Origin of the sequence: Roseibium sp. AS2, assembly GCF_038900065.1 — a bacterium.
Classification (GTDB): Bacteria; Pseudomonadota; Alphaproteobacteria; order Rhizobiales; family Stappiaceae; genus Roseibium.
Window position 1 is genome coordinate 470,552 of sequence record NZ_JBBMQN010000005.1, and the last position, 18,285, is coordinate 488,836.

Here is an 18,285-nt window from a genome sequence, read left to right on the forward strand (position 1 = left end):
TCAGTTCCTTCCTTCGGGAGAAGTTATGTCGCGCAATCCGTCACCGGCCAGATTGGCGCCGACCACAAGCAGGAAGATCGCCGCGCCCGGGAGGACGACCTGCCAGGGCCGGAAGAACATCACTTCCTTGCCCTCCGCGATCATCAGGCCCCAGGACGGAGTGGGCGGCGGGATGCCGACCCCGAGAAAACTGAGTGAACTTTCCGCCAGGATCGCGACCCCGAGTTCGAAGGTGAAGATCACCAGGATCTGCGGTGCCAGATTGGGCAGGATCTCGCGCACCAGGATCTGAAGCCTTGAGGCCCCGACCGCCTGGGCGGCAGCGACAAAATCGATCTCCCGAAGCCGCATCGTCGCCGACCGGGTAACCACCAGGTAGTAGGTCCAGTGCAGAACCCCGACGATGCCGATGACGACCCAGACGGAAGGTCCGATGATGAAGACCAGCGCCATCGCGAGCAGCAGACCCGGAAGCGCGAGCTGCGCGGTCAGGACGAAGTTCACGGCATAGTCGATCCGGCCGCCGAAATAGCCCGCCAGAACGCCGAGGGTCACTCCGATCAGCATTCCGATGGTCGCCGCACCAAAACCGACGATCAGCGAGATGCGGGTTCCGTAGATCAGCCGGCTCAGATAGTCGCGTCCCACCTGGTCGGTGCCGAAGAGATAGTCCCAGCGGCCGCCCTCGGACCACACGGGCGGCAGCATGCGCGCCGACAGGGTCTGGGCGAAAGGGTCGTGGGGCGCCAGCTGCGGCGCGAACAGGGCAATGAGAAGAAGACCGAGAAGGATGCCCATTCCGATCTGCAGGCCGCGATGGGTTCGCGCGCGGGCACGCAGGACCTGTCCGGGCGTCAGCGGCACCGGCATCGGGGCTGCGTTGGAATCGTCGGCGTCGACCTGGGCGGTGTCGATGTTTGCATTGCTCATCATGCGATCCTCAGTCTTGGGTCGAGCACCGCGTTGAGAATGTCCGCAAGCAGGTTCATCGAGACAAAGACGATGGCGAACAGGAAGATCAGCATCTGCACGGTCGGAATGTCCGACCCGAGGATCGACTCAAGGGCCAGCCGCCCGATCCCGTTGATCGCAAAGATCGTTTCCGTGATGACGGAGCCGGAGAACTTGTGGCCGAGCTGAACTGCCAGAACACTGATGACAGGCAAAATGGCATTTCTGAGCGCATGCCTGCGCACCAGCGCGCCGCCGCGATACCCCTTGGCCCGTGCGGTGCGGATGTAGTCGCTTTCCATGACGTCCAGCATCCCGGTCCGCGTCAGGCGCATCACGGCCGGAACCGAGCTGGCCCCCAGGACGAAGGCCGGCAGAACGAAGTGCGACAGGGACCCGTCGCCGGAGACGGGAAATATCTGCCAGGTCACCGCAAAGAGGATGATCATGATCAGGCCGAGCCAGAAATTAGGGATCGCCTGCGCGGAGACCGCGATGCCGAGGGCCATCCTGTCGATCAGTGTGTTCGGCTTGAGGGCCGCGACAATGCCCAGTGGCAGCGCGATGATGATGGTGACGGAAAGCGACAGGACCGCCAGCAGCAGGGTCACCGGAGCGCGTTCAAGGACAATTTCGGCGACCGGTTTGTTCCAGTAGTAGCTTTCGCCGAAGTCGCCGCGAAGCACGCCTCCCGCCCAGTCGGCGTAGCGCACCAGAAGCGGACGGTCGAACCCGTACGTCTTGCGAATCTGCTCAACGACCTCCGGCTCGGCGTCTTCCCCGGCGATCGATTGCGCGGGGTCGGTGGCGAAATTGAGGAGCAGAAAGGTCACGAAGGACAGCACAATGGCCACGGCGACGGCAAGCGACAGCCGCTTCAAGGAGTACTTCAACATTTATCTGGCTTTACGGTCAGAGGAACAACCGGAGAGGTCCGGCGCAACATGTGCGCCGGCCACCGTTATTTCCATTTTGCGCGATAGAGACGCGGGAGACCATCCGCATAGGTCGGGAATTCCAGTTCGGAACTGACCAGGAAGTTCTGTGCGTAGGAGAACATCGGCACCCAGTAAGCTTCGTCGGCGATGATCGACAGGGCTTCGGAAAACAGCGCATCGCGCTTTTCCTGGTCTCCGGTGACCTCCGCCGCCAGAATCAGGTCGGTGACCTTCGGGTTGTTCGACATGTTGCGGTCGCCGTCTGCGCTGAAATGCACCCGGGCGATTGCCGCGGTGTCCGGCGTGCCGCCGGACCCCCAGGTCCCGAAATAAGCCTGGATCTGGCGGTTGGCGCGGGCCTCGTTCAGCGATGCAAGCTTGCCGTGGCGCAGCGACACAGTGATGCCGACGGCCTCCAGCTTCGCCGCGACAACCTCCGCGACGGACTTGTCGCGGTACGACCACAGTTCGAGGTCAAACCCGTCCGGAAATCCGGCTTCAGCGAGCAGGGCCCTGGCCTTTTCCGGGTCGTAGGCATAGTCCGCGACGGACTGGTCGCAGCCGAACTGGGCAGGGTGGCATGCCGTGTGAACGACCTGGGCACCGCCGCCCATCAGGAACTCGGCGATTTCCTTGCGGTTGATGGCGTGGTTCATGGCCCGGCGAACGAGCACATTTGTCAGCGGACCTTCGGGGTCCGTATGGCCGAAGGCATCCAGCACAAGGAAGCCGATGCGCAGATCGGTGGAAACGACGTGATCGATATTGGGGGCCGCCCCCATGGATTCAGCCACATCGCGCGAGACCTTGAATATCCAGTCGACACCACCGGAAAAGAATTCTGCCTGCTGGGTTCCGGAATCGGGCAGGCTCCGGATCACGATGTTGCCGATCTGAACGGGCTGCTTCGGGCTTTCGGCGAAATAGCCGTCATAGGCTTTCAGGACGACTTCCTTGCCCGGCTCGAAAGACACCACTTGATAGGGGCCCAGACCCACGAGATCGATTGCGGCGGCGTTCGGGTCGTCATCGTAGGTGCCGGCCTTGCGGATCTGGATCCGGTTGGCCATATCCCGCACGGCCAGCGGATATTCCTCCAGCATGTCGAAGCGGATGGTTTTGCTGTCGACCACGACAGCCTTGTCGAGCCAGCGTTCAATCGCGCTCTTGGCCTTGCTTTCGCTGCCTTCGCTGATGATCCAGTTGTATGTGTAGGCAACGTCTTCGGCAGTAAGCGCGGATCCATCGTGAAACGTGATGCCGTCGCGCAGCTTCACTTCGATGGTGAGAGGGTCGAGATACTCGTAGCCGGTGGCGACCGACGGGACATAGGTGTTGGCTTCCGGGTCGTAGTCGAACAGACCCTCGTCGACCAGGTCCGACAAGATGATGTATTCGCGCTTTGTCGTGTTGTTGTAGTCGAGGTTCAGCACCTCTTCGCCAAAGGCGACACGCAAAGTGTCATCGCCGGCATCCGATCTGGCGCCGGTCGACAGCATGAATGGAATCGTTGCCGCGACCGCGGCAATACGCAGGTATGAAAACATCTTGTAGGCCTCCCTTAGTCCTGGCGGGACAATAAGAGGCACGAAGACATCGAACAATTGCAATGAAACGATAGTCAATTGCAGTTTTTGCAACATTGAGGGGTTTGTTTCAGTCCGACGCTGTGGCCCAGGAGGGTTTCGGAGCCTTTCTTCTACCCGACAACGGCTTCCGCCAGCCGAACCGCCGATGCCACACCGTCGATCACCGGCACCTTGAACCGCCCGGTGAGGTCATGTGCCAGATCCGCCATGCCGGCGCAGCCGAGCGCGATCGCGCCGATGCCGTCCTGCTGCAGGGCGGTCTCGATTTCCGCCTCGATCCTGCGCCGGCCATCGCTTGCCGGGTCCTCAAGGGCGAGCACCGGCACATCCGAGGCGCGGACCTTCGCGCAGCGGCCGGCCAGCCCGGTGCGGACGAGATTTTCCTCAAGAACGGGCACGGAGACGGGCAGGGTGGTGACCACCGAGAACAGGGGCGCCGCAACCGAGGCCACGTGATAGGCGGCCTCGCCGATGCCGATGACCGGCACAGGGGCCCGCGCCTTCAAGTCCCACAGGCCGGTGTCGTCGAAACACGCGATGATGACCGCGCTGATGCCCGGGTCCGACGCCAGCGATGCGTCGAACAGCTCCAGAAGGCCGGGCAGGGCGGCTTCGCCATCCTCCCGTCCCTGAATGGCTGCCGGTCCCCCGGAAGGATTGATGGCCGTGATCCGTGTGGAGGGACCGGCCGCGGTGCGAGCCGCCGCCGCGATCTTGTCCGTCATCGACGCCGTGGAATTCGGGTTGATGACGAGGATATGGGTCTCTTGCATATCTGTGCCGGCCTCAGACCATGCCCTTGCCGGCATCCGAGCCGAGCCGGGACCGGCGCCTGTTCATGGCAATGACAACGGCCAGGAACAGCCCGATGACCAGGAACGAGAACACCGTCGTCAGGGTGCCGAGGGCGAAAATCACTGGCGTCGTCACATTGGTGGTCATGCCGTAGATTTCCAGCGGCAGCGTGTTGTAGCTGCCTGCCGTCAGCAGCGTGCGGGCGAACTCGTCATAGGAGAGCGTAAAGCCGAACAGCGCCACGCCGATCAGCATCGGCGCGATGATCGGCAGCACCACGTGGCGGACGGTCTGCCAGGCGCTGGCGCCCTGGTCGCGCGCGGCTTCCTCGTAGGACTTGTCGAAGCGGTTGAACACCGCGAACATGATCAGCAGGCCGAACGGCAGCGTCCAGGTGAGCTGGGACCCGTATCCGGAGGTCGACCAGTGAACGGCAAGACCCGACTGCGAGAAGATCAGGCCGACACCGAGCGAGATCAGGATCGACGGGATCACAAGCGAGGTGATGATCAGGTAGAAGATCACACCGGAACCCGGAAACCGCTTGCGGAACGCCAGGCCCCCCATGACGGAGACGACGACCGTCGTCACCATCACCATCAGACCGAGGGTGAGCGAGCGGAAGAAGCTGCCCCAGATGTCTCCGACCGCCTGCTGCCGGAACAGATCGGCAAACCAGTGCAGCGAGACGCCGCGCATCGGAAAGGTCAGCCCGCCCTTGGGCCCCTGGAACGAGAGGATCGCGATGGTGATCGTCGGCCCGTAGAGAAACACCAGGAACAGTGCGAAGAACGCGGCGAGCACATAAAAGGACCGTGAGCGTTTGTCCATTTTCCTAGAGCTCCTTCCGGATGTCGACAAAGCGCAGCAGGATCGAGATCACCAGAAGCACGGTGACCAGCAGGATCACGGCGGTCGCCGCCGCGGACGGGTACTGCAGCAGAGCGATGTCGTTGGAAATCAGCCGCCCGACATTGGCGCTCTGGCTGCCCGACATGAAGCGCACGGTGATGAAGTCCCCCATCACCAGCGTGACCACGAAGATCGAGCCGATCATGATGCCCGGCTTGGTCAGCGGAATGATCACGTTGGTGAGTGTCTGCAGGCCGCTGGCGCCATTGTCATAGGCCGCCTCGATCAGGGATTTGTCGATCCGCATCATGGTGTTGAATATCGGCACCACCATGAACAGCGTGTAGAGATGAACGAATGCGAGGATCACCGAGAAATCGGAAAACAGCAGCCAGTCCAGCGGCTCGTCGATGACGCCCATCGAGATCAGCGTGGAATTGGCGATGCCGTTGCGCCCCAGGAACGGGATCCAGGAAATCATCCGGATGATGTTGGAGGTCCAGAACGGGATCGTGCACAGCAGGAACAGCACGATCTGCCAGGTCAGGGTGCGCACGTGAAAGGCCAGGAAATAAGCGACGGTAAAGCCGATCGCCAGTGTGATTGCCCAGGTGATGAACGCGTATTTGAGGGTGTTGAAGAACACCTTGTAGGTGACCGGCGAGGTCAGCAGAAACTCGTAATTCTCGAACTGGAACGCCGGATAGATGGAAAATTCGGTCGCGCCCCAGAAACTGACCACGACGATCATGGCGATCGGCAGCACCAGGAAGAAAAACAGGATCAGCGCCAGCGGCAGCGACAACAGCCATCCTGTGGCGGCGTCAGGAAGCCGGCTCAGGCTGAACGAGGCCCGACGCGCAGGCGTGTCACCCGGTTCCTTGTGAATGAAGAGATGCGTCTGGTCCGTCATGGGGCTTCGGTCCGGTTGGGAGGATGGCGTCCGGGGTATGCCCCGAACGCCGGTGTCGACCATCAGCCTCAGGCGGCGATGAACTCGTTCCACTTGCGGACCATGTACTGGTTCTCGTCCATGACGGCGTTCCAGCAGGCGACCGCACCCATGCGCTCCTGGAAGGAGCCGCCATCGCGGGTCTCGCCGGATTGCGCCAGCACATCACCGAACGGGTTGGTGATGTCGCCCGTGGCTTCCTTGCCCTCGAACCAGTAGCCCCACTCGTTCTCGTCCATGTGGTTCTTGGAGGTTTCCGGCACGGCGGAGTAATAGCCCTGGCGCATCAGGAAGCCGCCGACCCAGCCGTCGAGATACCAGTTGATGTATTCGTAGGCCGCGTCCAGCTCCAGGCCGGACAGGCTCTTGGACAGGCCGATGCCGCCGCCCCAGGAGCGGTAGCCTTCCTTTAGCGGCTGGTAGACGCACGGAATTCCGCGTGACTTCACGGCGGTGATCGCCGGCGACCACATGGACTGGATGACCACTTCGCCGGAGGCCATCAGGTTGACACTCTCGTCGAACGACTTCCAGAAGGCACGGAACTGGCCGTTCTTCTTGGCTTCGGTGAAGATCGCCATGGTCTTGTCGATCTCTTCGCGGGTCATGTTGCCCTTGTCGCCATACTGGATCTCGCCCATGGCCTCGCAGACCATGGCCGCGTCCATGATGCCGATGGAGGATATGTCGAGGATCGAGGCCTTGCCCTTGAACTCCGGGTTGAGCAGTTCGGTCCAGCTTCCGATCGGCCGGCCGATCAGGTCCGGGCGGATGCCGAGCGTGTCGGCGTTGTAGATGGTCGGGATCAGCGTCATCCAGCCGGTTTCTTCCGACGCGAAGCTCGTGCTGTCCGGACCGTCGACGAAACCGACCGTGTGCGGCGCGGTGCCCTGGGCAATCACCGATTCCGGTGTCAGCTTGCCGCTCTTGAAGATGCCGACGATCTTGTCGTAATTCTTGATCTTGGACGTATCCATGGCCTGAAGGTTGCCGGTCGGCCAGATCTTCTTGCAGATCCAGTATTCGATGTCGGCGATGTCGAAGCTGTCCGGCTGGGTCGCGGCGCGCTGGGTGACGGCGTCGCTGTCGAGCGAGGTCATTTCCAGCGTGAAGCCGAGGTCTTCCTTCACCTTCTGGGCGACTTCATTGAGATTGGAAACGCCGGTGCCGAACTGGCGCAGGGTCACATCCTTGATGTTCTGCGCCCAGATGGTGGGAAAACCGGTGATCGCACCCGATCCGATGGCGGCCCCTGTCGCGGCGGCGCCGCCCTTCAGGATGCTGCGGCGGCTGAGGCCCTTCTTGGTCACTGTCTCTGTCATGTTCCTGCTCCTGTTCCCCTGTGGAGTTGTGTCTGGCCCGCGGAAGGCCGTTAACGGCGGCCGTCAGGCCGCCAATTGGTGCGCGTCTTCCGGCTTCCAGGTCAGGAAGACGGTCGCGCCGATGTCGATCGGATCGAGAAAGAAGGCCTCGTCGGTGAGCGCGGCGGTAAGATCGCCCGCGCCGCCCGCGTCGAGTGCCAGATTGACCGTGGAGCCGAGGTATTCGACATCCGTGACGCTGGCGGTCAGCAGCGCGCGGTCTTCGCTGGCCGACTTCATGACCCGCAGCCGGTCGGCCCTGAGCGCGACGGCGGCGCCGTGTTGCTGCAGCACGTTGTGCCCGCCGATGAAGCGGGCGACGAATTCGGTGGAAGGTGTGTTGAAGACCTTGCGCGGACTGCCGGCCTGTTCGATCCGGCCACCGTTCATGACGATGATGTCGTCCGCCAGCGCCAGCGCCTCGTCCTGGCTGTGGGTGACATGAATGAAGGAGATGCCGAGTTCGCGCTGCAGCTTCTTCAATTCCAGCCGCATCCGGATGCGCAGGAACGGATCGAGCGCGGACAACGGCTCATCCAGCAACAGCACCGACGGCTCCGTGATCAGCGCGCGGGCCAGGGCGACGCGCTGCTGCTGGCCGCCGGAAAGCTGGGCGGGCAGACGGTTCGCGTAGGCGTCCATATCGACGAGGTCCAGAAGCTGGTGCGCCTTCCTGAGACGCACCGGCTTGTCGACGCCCTTCATCTTCTGGGAAAAGGCGACATTGTCGAGGACGGTGAGATGCGGAAACAGCGCGTAGTTCTGGAACATCATCGCGGTGCCGCGCCGGGCCGGCGGCAGGTCGGTGATGTTGACGCCGCCCAGCACGATGTCGCCTGCTGATACGCTCTCGTGGCCGGCGATCATCCTGAGTGTCGAGGACTTGCCGCAGCCCGATGGACCGAGCAGGCACGAATAGGACCCGGCGGCGAACCTGTGATTGATGGCATCGACGGCGACCGTGTCACCATAGCGTTTGGTGGTTGCCGCAAGCTCAAGCTCCAGGGATGTCGCCATGGCCGGAGTTTTCCTTCTTCAAGACCGGGTTCGGATCCTGTAAAAGCAAACGCCGTGCCAACGTCTGAAAACGTTGAATTGCTGCGGTTTTTGGTGTTTTTTGGGAGGAGGAGAAACGAGTTGAGTGAAAGAAGTGCACAATGTTACGGCATTTTTAATACGAAGTGATCAAAAATTGTATACGATTTGAATTGCCCGGGTCTGCTGCCGGGAGTAGCATCGACATAACCCCTGATCCTGCCCCATCTTGCCCCATCTTGCCGATGATCCAGATGGGCGCCTGACAACAAAGACAAGATCCGTGACCACCGCCGCACGCGACCAACGCCGTAAACTGCACGAAGTGTTTGCCCTGCCGGAAGGGCGCGCGCTCGACATCTGTCTGAAACTGCAGACCGCCATTCTGGAACACAGGCTCGCCCCTGGCGTGAAGCTGTCGGAAGACGAGGTCGGCGAAATCTATGGAGTCAGCCGCACCGTGATCCGGGCGGTCTTGCAGGCACTTGCCCATTCCGGTCTGGTTGCGATCGAGAAGAACCGCGGGGCCTTCGTTGCCAAGCCTTCCATCCGGGAAGCGCATGAGGTTTTTCAGGCCCGCGCCCTGATCGAACCCGCCGTCGCGCGGCTGGCCGCGAAGGGGATTACCAACGCCCGGCTTGATCGACTGAAGGACCATCTGGACGCCGAACACGCGGCCCTGCATGCAGGCGACATGGGCAGGGCGCTGTTCCTGTCCGGAAGCTTTCACACAGAGATCGCCGACATCGCCGATCACCGGATTTACGCGGGCATGGTACGCTCGCTGATATCCCGGTCGTCGCTGATCATCGCGCTCTATTGGAAGCGCTCCGACACCGCCTGCGAGAGCCATTCCCATCATGCCCTGATGACCGCCTTCGAAAGGCGCGACGGCGACGCCGCCGAAAGCATTCAGAAAAGCCATATCGTCGACCTGCATTCCGGCCTCGACCTCAGGGAAAAACCGGAACCGGGAAGATCGCTCAGCGAAGCGCTGAAACCCGCCTGAGCAAGCGTGCCGCCCGACAGGGGCGCGCAGCCGGGTTTCCGGACCGCTGAGCACAAAAAGCCTGCGGAAACATCCGCAATGCGTTTAATCTTGTCGCTATGCTGAGGGCCATTCGGCGCCGGGCATCCTGTGGACAGGCATTGGAGAGCGATATGGGGATTGGGCACTTCGGGCGGACAGCGGTGGCTGCCGGGCTTCTTGCGGTACTCCTCGTACCGTCCCGGGCGGACGACCAGCCCATCGGCGATGCCGTTCATTCCCTGCCGCTGTTCGATGCCCACATGCACTACAAGGAACCCGCCTGGGAGCAGTATCCGGTTGAAAGCGTCATCGAGTTGATGGACAGGAACGGTGTTGCCATGGCGCTGGTTTCATCGACGCCGGACGAGGGCACGATCATGCTCTGGGAGCATGCGCCGACCCGGATCGTACCGGAACTGCGCCCCTATCACGGCGCCGCCGGATCCGGGAACTGGACCAAGATAGCCGGCATGGACGCCTACCTGGAGGGGCGGCTGAATGACTACCCGCACGAAGGCATTGGAGAGTTCCACATTCACCGGATGGACACGGCCGACGAACCGCTGTTTCGAAAGATCATCGGGATGGCGAAGGCGCGGGACATCTATCTCCATGTCCATTCCGGAGCGGATCCGGTGCGCTGGCTCTACAGTCTGGATTCCGAGGTGAAGATCATCTGGGCCCATGCCGGACTCAGCACGCCCGCGGCGGAGGTCTACGACCTGATGGCGGAGTTTCCACACCTTTTGGCCGATACATCGCTCAGGGAATGGGACATAGCCGGCCCCGGCGATGCTCTGGCGCCCGAATGGGCGGAGATCGTGATCGCGTTTCAGGATCGCCTGATGATCGGCAGCGACACCTGGGTGAACGGCCAGTGGGACAATTATTCCGACATCATGGCGTCCAACCGCGCCTGGCTCGCCAATCTGCCCCGGGAGGTCGCCGAAAAGATCGCCTACAAGAACGCGGAACGTCTGTTCGGGCGCGAGATCACGATGGATCAGATCGGCAAGCGATAGGCAGGCGCCGTCCCGCCAGGGCAACGCTACGGCCAGATCAGCGGCTCTGCCGTCTCGCCATCGTTGCCGCCGGCGGTCACCCTGGCGCCTGAGATCCGGGCCTTGCCGCTTGCGACAAGTTCCAGGGCTTTGGGATAGATCCTGTGTTCCACGTCCAGAACCCGTGCGGCGAGGGTTTCCGGCGTGTCGGTGTCCAGAACGGGAACGGCGCCCTGGACGATGATCGGGCCGTCATCCATTTCCGCCGAAACGTAATGGACCGTCGCGCCGTGCAGCTTGACGCCTTCTTCCAGGGCACGTTCATGGGTGGCCAGACCCTTGAACGCGGGCAGGAGCGCCGGATGGATGTTGATCATCCGGTTCGACCAGGCGTTGACGAGAAACGGCGTGAGAATGCGCATGAAACCGGCCAGCGCGACCAGTTCGATCCTGTGATCCTTCAGGGCCGCGTCGACCTGCCGCTCGAAGGCCTGCCTGTCGCCGGCAAAGTCCGTGTGGTCGACGACCGCGGTCGCAATGCCGAATTCCGCAGCCCGTTCCAGGCCCTTGGCGTCCGGCCGGTTAGACAGGACGAGGGCGATTTCAGCGGGAAAACCGGGATCCATCGCGGCCGAGATCAGCGCGCTCATGTTGGTGCCGCGGCCGGAAATCAGGATCGCGGTTCTCCTGCGGCTCATGTGCCAAGTCCAAGGCTGCCGTCGAACAGAACCGGCGCATCGCCCGCGGCCTCGATCTGCCCGATGCGGCTGACCGTCTCGCCCTGTTCCGTCAGGACCCGGGCCACATTTTCCGCCTCATCTGCGGCGGCCACGATCACCATGCCGATGCCGCAGTTGAAGGTGCGCAGCATTTCCTTTTCCGCAACGCCGCCGGTCCGGGCCAGCCAGCCGAAAACGTCGGGAACGGCAATCTGCGTCAGGTCGATGCGGGCCGAGGTGGCGTCCGGCAACACCCGCGGGAGGTTTTCCGGCAGGCCACCGCCGGTGATATGGGCAAGGGCCTTGATGCCGGAACCGGCCTTGAGTGCCGCCAGCAGCGGTTTGACGTAGATCCGTGTCGGCTCCATCAGTGCCTCGCCGATGGTCTTTCCCTCCGTGAAGGGCGCCGCGTCCGACCAGGTCAGGCCGGACAGGTCGACGATCTTGCGAACCATGGAATACCCATTGGAATGGACGCCGGAGGACGCCAGGCCGAGCAGCACGTCACCGGCCGCCAGATCCTTGCGCGGCAGGATCGCACCCCGCTCCACCGCTCCGACGGAAAATCCGGCGAGATCGTAGTCGCCTTCCACATACATGCCCGGCATTTCCGCGGTCTCGCCGCCGATCAGGGCAGCGCCCGCCAGCTTGCAGCCGTCGGCAATGCCGGCAACCACGTCGGTCGCGGTCGTCAGGTCCAATGCGCCGGTGGCGAAATAGTCCAGGAAAAACAGCGGTTCGGCACCCTGAACCACCAGATCGTTGACGCACATGGCAACAAGGTCGATGCCGACCGTGCGATGCTGTCCGGTTTCGATGGCGATCTTGAGCTTGGTGCCGACACCGTCGTTGGCGGCCACCAGGACCGGGTCTTCAAATCCGGCGCCTTTCAGATCGAACAGGCCGCCAAATCCGCCGATGTCGCTGTCTGCGCCCGGCCGTGACGTTGCCTTGACCAGTGGCTTGATGCGGTTCACCAGTTCGTTTCCGGCATCGATATCGACCCCGGCATCGGCATAGGTCAGGCCGTTGGATCCAGAGGATTCGCTCATGGGGCACTCCAGGACTTAAAAGCGGTTGGCTGTGCCAACGCGGCTTACAGTCTGGCGCGGCGGAACACAAGAGGCGAGGCGCCCGATGCCCTGAGGATTGCAGGGACAATCTGCCTCCTGAGCAGGGAACAGGCCTGGCCGGTGGTGCAAATCCGGTCACGGGTCTATAGAAGCGGTCATGTCGGCTGCGCTGACGCGGTCCGCCATCCGGGCGGCTGCCAACAACAGCCGGCGCAGAAAAGAGTTTGGTCCCCGCCAGGGAGAAAGTTTCATGACCCTACGCCGTCAGGTCCAGTTCTGGCTGATGTCCCTCGTCGTCTTCTGCCTGTTTCTATACGTTTTTTCCGGCGTGCTGCTGCCCTTCGTGGCCGGCATGGCGGTTGCCTATCTGCTCGATCCGATCTGCGACCGGCTGGAACGACTGGGCATGGGCCGGATGTGGGCGACGCTCACCATATTGTTCACCTTCCTCCTGATCCTGGTGCTGTTCTTCGTCTTGCTGCTGCCGCTGCTGGGCAACCAGCTGGCGCTGTTCCTGGAGCGGTTTCCCGAACTCGTGCGCAAGCTGCAGGCGCTGCTGTCGAATTATTTTCCGACCGATCTGGCCGCGGTCGCCGGCATCGATGCGGAGGACCTGCAGTCTTCCATGACCGACCTGATCGGGCAGGGCGCGTCCTTCGTCGGCAAGCTGGCGCAATCCCTGTGGAGCGGTGGTCAGGCCCTGTTGTCGATCCTGTCCCTGTTCGTGATCACGCCGGTGGTCGCGTTCTATCTGCTGCTCGACTGGGACCGCATGGTCACCCGCATCGACGGCTGGTTGCCGCGCGCTCATCTGGAGGAAATCCGCGGACTTGCCGGGGAGATGGACCGGGCAGTGGCCGGGTTCGTGCGCGGGCAGGTCTCCGTCTGCGTGATACTCGGTTTTTTCTACGCGGTTTCGCTCGCGGTGGTGGGGCTGAACTTCGGCTTGCTGATCGGCATGGCCGCGGGCCTGGTGAGCTTCATTCCCTTTGTCGGTGCCGGTCTCGGCCTGATCCTGTCCGTCGGCGTGGCGCTGGTGCAATTCTGGCCGGACTGGCCCTGGATCCTTGCCGTTGCCGGCATCTTCGCGGTCGGCCAGTTTCTGGAGGGCAACATTCTCCAGCCAAAACTTGTCGGAGACAGCACGGGTCTTCATCCTGTGACCTTGATGTTCGCGCTGTTTGCCTTCGGGTCTCTCTTTGGATTTGTCGGCATGCTGATTGCGGTCCCCGCAGCGGCGATGATCGGCGTGCTTGCGCGATTTGCCCTGAGGCAGTATCTGGCAAGCCCGGTTTACACGGGAACAGGCCGGCCATCGGCGGTTTCCGAAGACTAGGCGCATGAGTGTCTAAGCGTATCAGTGTCAGAGTGAGTACATGGCGGAACCACCGCATCAACTGCCGTTAGAGCTGCCTCACGAGGCCGCGCTCAGCCGCGAGGACTTTCTGGTCGGCAGCTCCAACCGGGCGGCCCTGGAGATCCTTGAGCGCTGGCCGGACTGGCCTTCGCCGGTGGTTGTTCTTGCCGGTCCCGTCGGGTCAGGCAAATCCCATCTGGTTCAGGCCTTTCAGGACGAGACCGGTGCCGTGGTTGTCTCCGCGCCCGACCTGACCGAAGCCTGTGTGGATACGCTCGCCGCAGCCCCGGCCGCCGTGCTGGAAGATGCACATCTGGGGGTCGACGAAACGGCCTTGTTCCATCTGCTCAATGCGGCGCGGCAGGCGGGCAAGACGGTGCTGATCACCAGCCGGACCTGGCCTGCGAGCTGGAAAATCACCTTGCCGGACCTCGTCTCCCGCCTGCGTGCGGCGACGCCGGTGGAAATTCTGGAGCCCGACGATGACCTGTTGCGCCGGGTCCTTGTGAAGCTTTTCGCGGACAGGCAGATCTCGGTCGAACGCAGTGTCATCGACTATCTGGTGGTGCGCATGGAGCGATCGCTGGGTGTGGCACTCCGGGCGGTCGAAGCCATTGACCGGGAAGCCCTGGCGGGCCGTGTGAAGATCACCAGGCCCCTGGCCGGCCGGGTTCTTGAAAATGTGCATAAAGGCCAATAATCCGTACGATTGTCTCAGGACTGTCATTTGTCCTTGCGGGAGTCCATGCTAGGCACTGCGGCGCGCGAAATCGGCACGTGCTGTCGATGCCTGACTGGACAAAAGGGCAGTGAGCGGAACAAGGGCCGAACAGGGCCGGAAAAAGAGAAGGTGCCATGAACGAAACTCCTGATCTTTCAGACATTCTGCCCTCTTCCAAGGTGACGTTCGACACCGGCGGCGGCTATGTCGATGGCGCCTTGCAGGGGGATCTGGCGACGTCTCCCGCACGTTTCATGAACCGCGAACTCTCCTGGTTGCAATTCAACCTGCGGGTGCTCGAAGAGGCGATGAACCCGGATCATCCCCTTCTGGAACGGGTGCGCTTTCTGTCCATCTCGGCGAACAACCTGGATGAGTTCTTCATGGTGCGTGTCGCGGGCCTGCGTGGCCAGCAGCGCGCCGACGTCACCAACCTGTCCGACGATGGCCTGACACCGACGGAACAGTTGCAGAAAATCAGCGACGCCGTGCGGGATCTTCAGGCATCTCAGCAGAAGATCTGGGGCGCGCTGCGCAGCGATATCGCCGACAAGGGCATCGAGATCCTGCACGGCGACACGATTGCCGACAGCGACCGGATCTGGCTGCAGGACTATTTTCTGTCCTATGTCTTTCCGGTTCTGACGCCGCTTGCGATCGATCCGGCGCATCCGTTCCCGTTCATCCCGAACCTGGGGTTCACCATCGTCTTCGAACTGGTCCCGACCTCGGGTGGCCGGGGCATGATCGCGCTGCTCCGGATCCCGAACCAGGTCGACCGGTTCGTGCAGTTGCCGGCCGGCGAAGACGGATCCGCGCGTTTCATCGCCATTGAAAGGGTTGTCGGCCTGTTCATCGGGCGCCTGTTTCCCGGTTATGAAATCCGGGGCAAAGGAGCCTTTCGGGTCATTCGCGACAGCGATCTGGAAATCGAGGAAGAGGCCGAGGATCTGGTCCGCCTGTTCGAAAGCGCCCTGAAGCGCCGCCGGCGCGGTTCGGTGATCCGTCTGGAGATCCAGGAAACCACGCCAGCGGCCCTGCGTGAATTCGTGGCCGACGCCCTGGACGTGAAAGAAAACGAGATTTTTCTCGCCAACGGCCTGCTGGCCCTCAACAACCTGTCGCAAATTGTCGATCTGGAACGCCCGGACCTGAAATTCGAACCCTACACGGCCCGGTTTCCGGAGCGGATCCGGGAGCACGGCGGTGACTGCATGGCCGCGATCCATCAGAAGGACATCATCGTCCACCACCCCTATGAGTCCTTTGATGTGGTGGTCCAGTATCTGCGTCAGGCAGCCCGCGATCCGGATGTGGTCGCCATCAAGCAGACGCTCTATCGCACGTCCAACAATTCACCGGTCGTCAAGGCGCTTGCGGAAGCTGCGGAAGCCGGCAAGTCCGTAACGGCCCTGGTCGAACTGAAGGCCCGTTTCGACGAAGAGGCGAACATCAAGTGGGCGCGCGACCTGGAGCGGGCGGGTGTGCAGGTGGTCTTCGGTTTCATCGAGCTCAAGACGCATTCAAAACTGTCGATGGTGATCAAGCGCGAGCATGGCCAACTCAAAACCTATTGTCATATCGGCACAGGCAATTACCATCCGATCACAGCGCGTATCTATGAAGACCTGTCCTTCTTCACCGACGATCCCGGCATAGCCGAAGATGCGGCGCGGGTATTCAACTTCATCACCGGCTACGCGCGCCCGGCCGAACTCAACAACCTGATGGTCTCACCGGTCAATCTGCGACAGCGCATCCTTGAAATGACCGAGGCCGAGATCGAGCACGCACGGGCAGGGCATCCGGCACAGATCTGGATGAAGATGAATTCCCTTGTGGATCCGGAGATCATCGACGCCCTCTACAGGGCCAGCCAGTCCGGGGTGCAGATCGATCTGGTGATCCGGGGGATCTGCTGCCTGCGCCCCGGCATTGCCGGACTGTCGGAGAACATCCGGGTAAAATCGATCGTCGGCCGGTTCCTGGAGCACTCCCGCATCTTCTGTTTCGGCAATGGCCACGGTCTGCCCTCTCCGGAGGCGCATGTCTATATCGGCTCCGCGGACCTGATGCCGCGCAACATCGACCGCCGTGTGGAGGTGCTCACACCCTTGCTCACGCCAACCGTCCACGAACAGGTGCTCGACCAGATCATGGTCGCGAACCTGAAAGACAATCAGCAGAGCTGGCGCATCCTGCCGGACGGCAGTCATGAGCGCATCGCTCCGGGTGCCAACGAGGAGCCTTTCAATGCGCATCGGTATTTCATGACGAATCCGTCGCTGTCCGGTCGGGGAAAATCGTTGAAAAGTGACCGCCCGAGGCCGTTTCTGAAACGGAAAAAGCGAGGTTAGAGTGTCTGGTCAGTTCAAACCGGCCCGGGGCCGACTCAACGGATCCGGACCGGTCGCGGTCGTGGACATCGGTTCGAATTCCGTTCGTCTGGTGATCTACGAACGCAAGGCGCGCACGCCCACAATGCTTTTCAACGAAAAGCTGCTCGCCGGTCTGGGTCGTGGTGTTGCCGCCACCGGCAGGCTTGCGGACGAATCCGTCAGCCTGGCACTGGGCGAACTGGCCCGGTTCAAGGCCCTGATAAAACATACCCAATGTCAGGAGCTCTACATCGTCGCGACGGCGGCGGCCCGCGACGCGGCCAACGGCCCTGAGTTCGTCAGGGAAGTCGAACGATTCCTGGAAGCGCCGGTGCGTATCCTGGACGGGAGCGAGGAAGCCTATTATTCCGCCCTGGGTGTGATTGCCGGCTTCTGGCAGCCGCGCGGCATCGTCGGCGATATGGGCGGCGGCAGCCTGGAGCTGGTCGAGATTGCCGACAAGAAGCCGGGTCAGGGGGCGACCTTTCCCCTCGGCGGCCTGCGCTTGTCCGAGGAAGCCGACGGCCGGATCGCCAAGGCGCAAAAGCTCACGGAAGCAGCGTTGAAGGGCTATGACTGGCCGGTTCTTGCGCCCGGTGAGCGCACCTTCTATGCGGTCGGCGGCACCTGGCGATCGCTCGGACGGCTTCATCTGATGCAGAACAACTATCCGCTGCATGTCATGCACAATTACGAGATCGGCGCGGAGGAGGCGATCGCGTTCTGCAGGAAGATCGCCGTGCCCAACCTGGAAGGCGTCGAGATGGCGGAGGTCGTCTCGAAACAGCGGCGGGCGCTGGTGCCGATCGGGGCGGTCGTTCTGGAACAGGTGCTGACGTCCATGAAGGCCGAACGGCTGGTCTTTTCCGCCACCGGCGTGCGCGAGGGGCTGCTTCACGAAAAGCTTCCCGGCGAGATGCAGGATCAGGATCCGGTGATCGAGGCCGCGCGCGAACTGTGCACGCTGCGCGCCCGCTCACCCGATCATGCCGAGGAACTCATTGCCTGGACGGACCGTCTGTTCACCGAAGTCGGCATCGAGGAAACGGCCAACGAAACAAGGCTGCGCCACGCGGCCTGCCTGCTGTCGGACATCGGCTGGCGGGCCCATCCGGATTATCGCGGCGAGCAGAGCCTCAACATCATCTCGCATGCCTCGTTTGTCGGTCTGGATCACGCGAGCCGGGCCTATCTGGCCGCAGCGGTCTATTACCGACATGACGGCCTGCGCGAAGGCGCGCTGTCGTCCGTGATCCGGGAGCTGTTCACCGACCGGCTGCGCATCCGGGCCAAGGTCCTGGGAGCGACATTGCGCGTCGCCTCGCTTCTGAGCGCGTCCATGGCCGGGCAGTTGCCGAAGGTGGGGATCACCAGAACCGGCAAGGGCCTGTCCCTGAACCTGGGCGGAGAACTCGCGAGTCTCGACGGAGAGCGGCTGCGCAAGCGCGCAAGCCAGCTTGGCAAGGCCATCGAAGTGAGTGTCGAGGTCACGACCGGATCGGCGTGATCCGTCTCGGGCTTCCCGCGAAAATC

16 protein-coding genes are annotated in these 18,285 nt (G+C 62.4%); 6 read left to right on the forward strand and 10 right to left on the reverse strand.

Translation table 11 applies throughout. From position 1 onward, the window contains the following. The 8 genes from WNZ15_RS17280 to WNZ15_RS17315 all read right to left on the reverse strand — a co-directional run bounded on the left by WNZ15_RS17280 (position 1) and on the right by WNZ15_RS17315 (position 8,455). Positions 1-930: an ABC transporter permease gene (locus WNZ15_RS17280; RefSeq protein WP_342894239.1), complete on the reverse strand. Its 930-nt coding sequence runs from the start codon at positions 928-930 to the stop codon at positions 1-3. Next, complete coding sequence (locus WNZ15_RS17285; RefSeq protein WP_342894240.1) at positions 930-1,847, reverse strand: ABC transporter permease; 918 nt, start codon at positions 1,845-1,847, stop codon at positions 930-932. The genes WNZ15_RS17280 and WNZ15_RS17285 overlap by 1 nt, the downstream gene beginning before the upstream one ends. Positions 1,848-1,912: 65 nt before the next feature. Then, entirely contained in the window at positions 1,913-3,436 is a 1,524-nt protein-coding gene (locus WNZ15_RS17290) for an ABC transporter substrate-binding protein (protein ID WP_342894241.1), read from the reverse strand. Positions 3,437-3,588: 152 nt separating this feature from the next. Continuing rightward, the gene (locus tag WNZ15_RS17295; protein WP_342894242.1) at positions 3,589-4,251 is read right to left on the reverse strand and encodes an aspartate/glutamate racemase family protein; all 663 of its coding nucleotides are present in this window, start codon (positions 4,249-4,251) and stop codon (positions 3,589-3,591) included. A 13-nt stretch (positions 4,252-4,264) separates the two neighbouring features. Continuing rightward, a complete protein-coding gene (locus WNZ15_RS17300; protein WP_342894243.1) occupies positions 4,265-5,104 on the reverse strand; it encodes an ABC transporter permease in 840 nt (279 codons plus the stop codon). Between the two features lie 4 nt (positions 5,105-5,108). Next, positions 5,109-6,038: an ABC transporter permease gene (locus WNZ15_RS17305; RefSeq protein ID WP_342894244.1), complete on the reverse strand. Its 930-nt coding sequence runs from the start codon at positions 6,036-6,038 to the stop codon at positions 5,109-5,111. A gap of 68 nt (positions 6,039-6,106) precedes the next feature. Then, entirely contained in the window at positions 6,107-7,399 is a 1,293-nt protein-coding gene (locus WNZ15_RS17310; RefSeq protein ID WP_342894245.1) for an extracellular solute-binding protein, read from the reverse strand. Positions 7,400-7,462: 63 nt separating this feature from the next. Next, positions 7,463-8,455 carry an ABC transporter ATP-binding protein gene (locus tag WNZ15_RS17315; protein ID WP_342894246.1) on the reverse strand — a complete coding sequence of 331 codons (993 nt, stop codon included), beginning with the start codon at positions 8,453-8,455 and terminating at the stop codon, positions 7,463-7,465. A 301-nt stretch (positions 8,456-8,756) separates the two neighbouring features. Here WNZ15_RS17315 and WNZ15_RS17320 point away from each other — a divergent pair, with 301 nt between their 5' ends. Both WNZ15_RS17320 and WNZ15_RS17325 read left to right on the forward strand, forming a co-directional pair. Then, the gene (locus WNZ15_RS17320; RefSeq protein ID WP_342894247.1) at positions 8,757-9,482 is read left to right on the forward strand and encodes a GntR family transcriptional regulator; all 726 of its coding nucleotides are present in this window, start codon (positions 8,757-8,759) and stop codon (positions 9,480-9,482) included. A 152-nt stretch (positions 9,483-9,634) separates the two neighbouring features. Continuing rightward, positions 9,635-10,525 carry an amidohydrolase family protein gene (locus tag WNZ15_RS17325; protein WP_342894248.1) on the forward strand — a complete coding sequence of 297 codons (891 nt, stop codon included), beginning with the start codon at positions 9,635-9,637 and terminating at the stop codon, positions 10,523-10,525. Between the two features lie 26 nt (positions 10,526-10,551). Here WNZ15_RS17325 and purN read toward each other — a convergent pair whose 3' ends face one another. Together purN and purM are read right to left on the reverse strand one after the other, a co-directional pair. Next, positions 10,552-11,202: a phosphoribosylglycinamide formyltransferase gene (gene purN / locus WNZ15_RS17330; protein WP_342894249.1), complete on the reverse strand. Its 651-nt coding sequence runs from the start codon at positions 11,200-11,202 to the stop codon at positions 10,552-10,554. Beyond that, on the reverse strand, positions 11,199-12,275 hold the full coding sequence (gene purM, locus WNZ15_RS17335) for a phosphoribosylformylglycinamidine cyclo-ligase (RefSeq protein WP_342894250.1): 1,077 nt from the start codon (positions 12,273-12,275) through the stop codon (positions 11,199-11,201). The genes purN and purM overlap by 4 nt, the downstream gene beginning before the upstream one ends. A 271-nt stretch (positions 12,276-12,546) precedes the next feature. On the opposite strand from purM, the gene WNZ15_RS17340 reads away from it, so the two are divergent. From WNZ15_RS17340 to WNZ15_RS17355, 4 genes are all read left to right on the forward strand, one after another. Next, entirely contained in the window at positions 12,547-13,632 is a 1,086-nt protein-coding gene (locus tag WNZ15_RS17340; RefSeq protein WP_342894251.1) for an AI-2E family transporter, read from the forward strand. Positions 13,633-13,672: 40 nt separating this feature from the next. Then, positions 13,673-14,353 carry an AAA family ATPase gene (locus tag WNZ15_RS17345; protein ID WP_342894252.1) on the forward strand — a complete coding sequence of 227 codons (681 nt, stop codon included), beginning with the start codon at positions 13,673-13,675 and terminating at the stop codon, positions 14,351-14,353. Between the two features lie 155 nt (positions 14,354-14,508). Then, positions 14,509-16,731 carry an RNA degradosome polyphosphate kinase gene (locus tag WNZ15_RS17350; protein ID WP_342894253.1) on the forward strand — a complete coding sequence of 741 codons (2,223 nt, stop codon included), beginning with the start codon at positions 14,509-14,511 and terminating at the stop codon, positions 16,729-16,731. A 1-nt stretch (position 16,732) separates the two neighbouring features. After that, the gene (locus WNZ15_RS17355; RefSeq protein WP_342894254.1) at positions 16,733-18,259 is read left to right on the forward strand and encodes a Ppx/GppA phosphatase family protein; all 1,527 of its coding nucleotides are present in this window, start codon (positions 16,733-16,735) and stop codon (positions 18,257-18,259) included. The last annotated feature ends 26 nt before the right edge of the window (positions 18,260-18,285 follow it).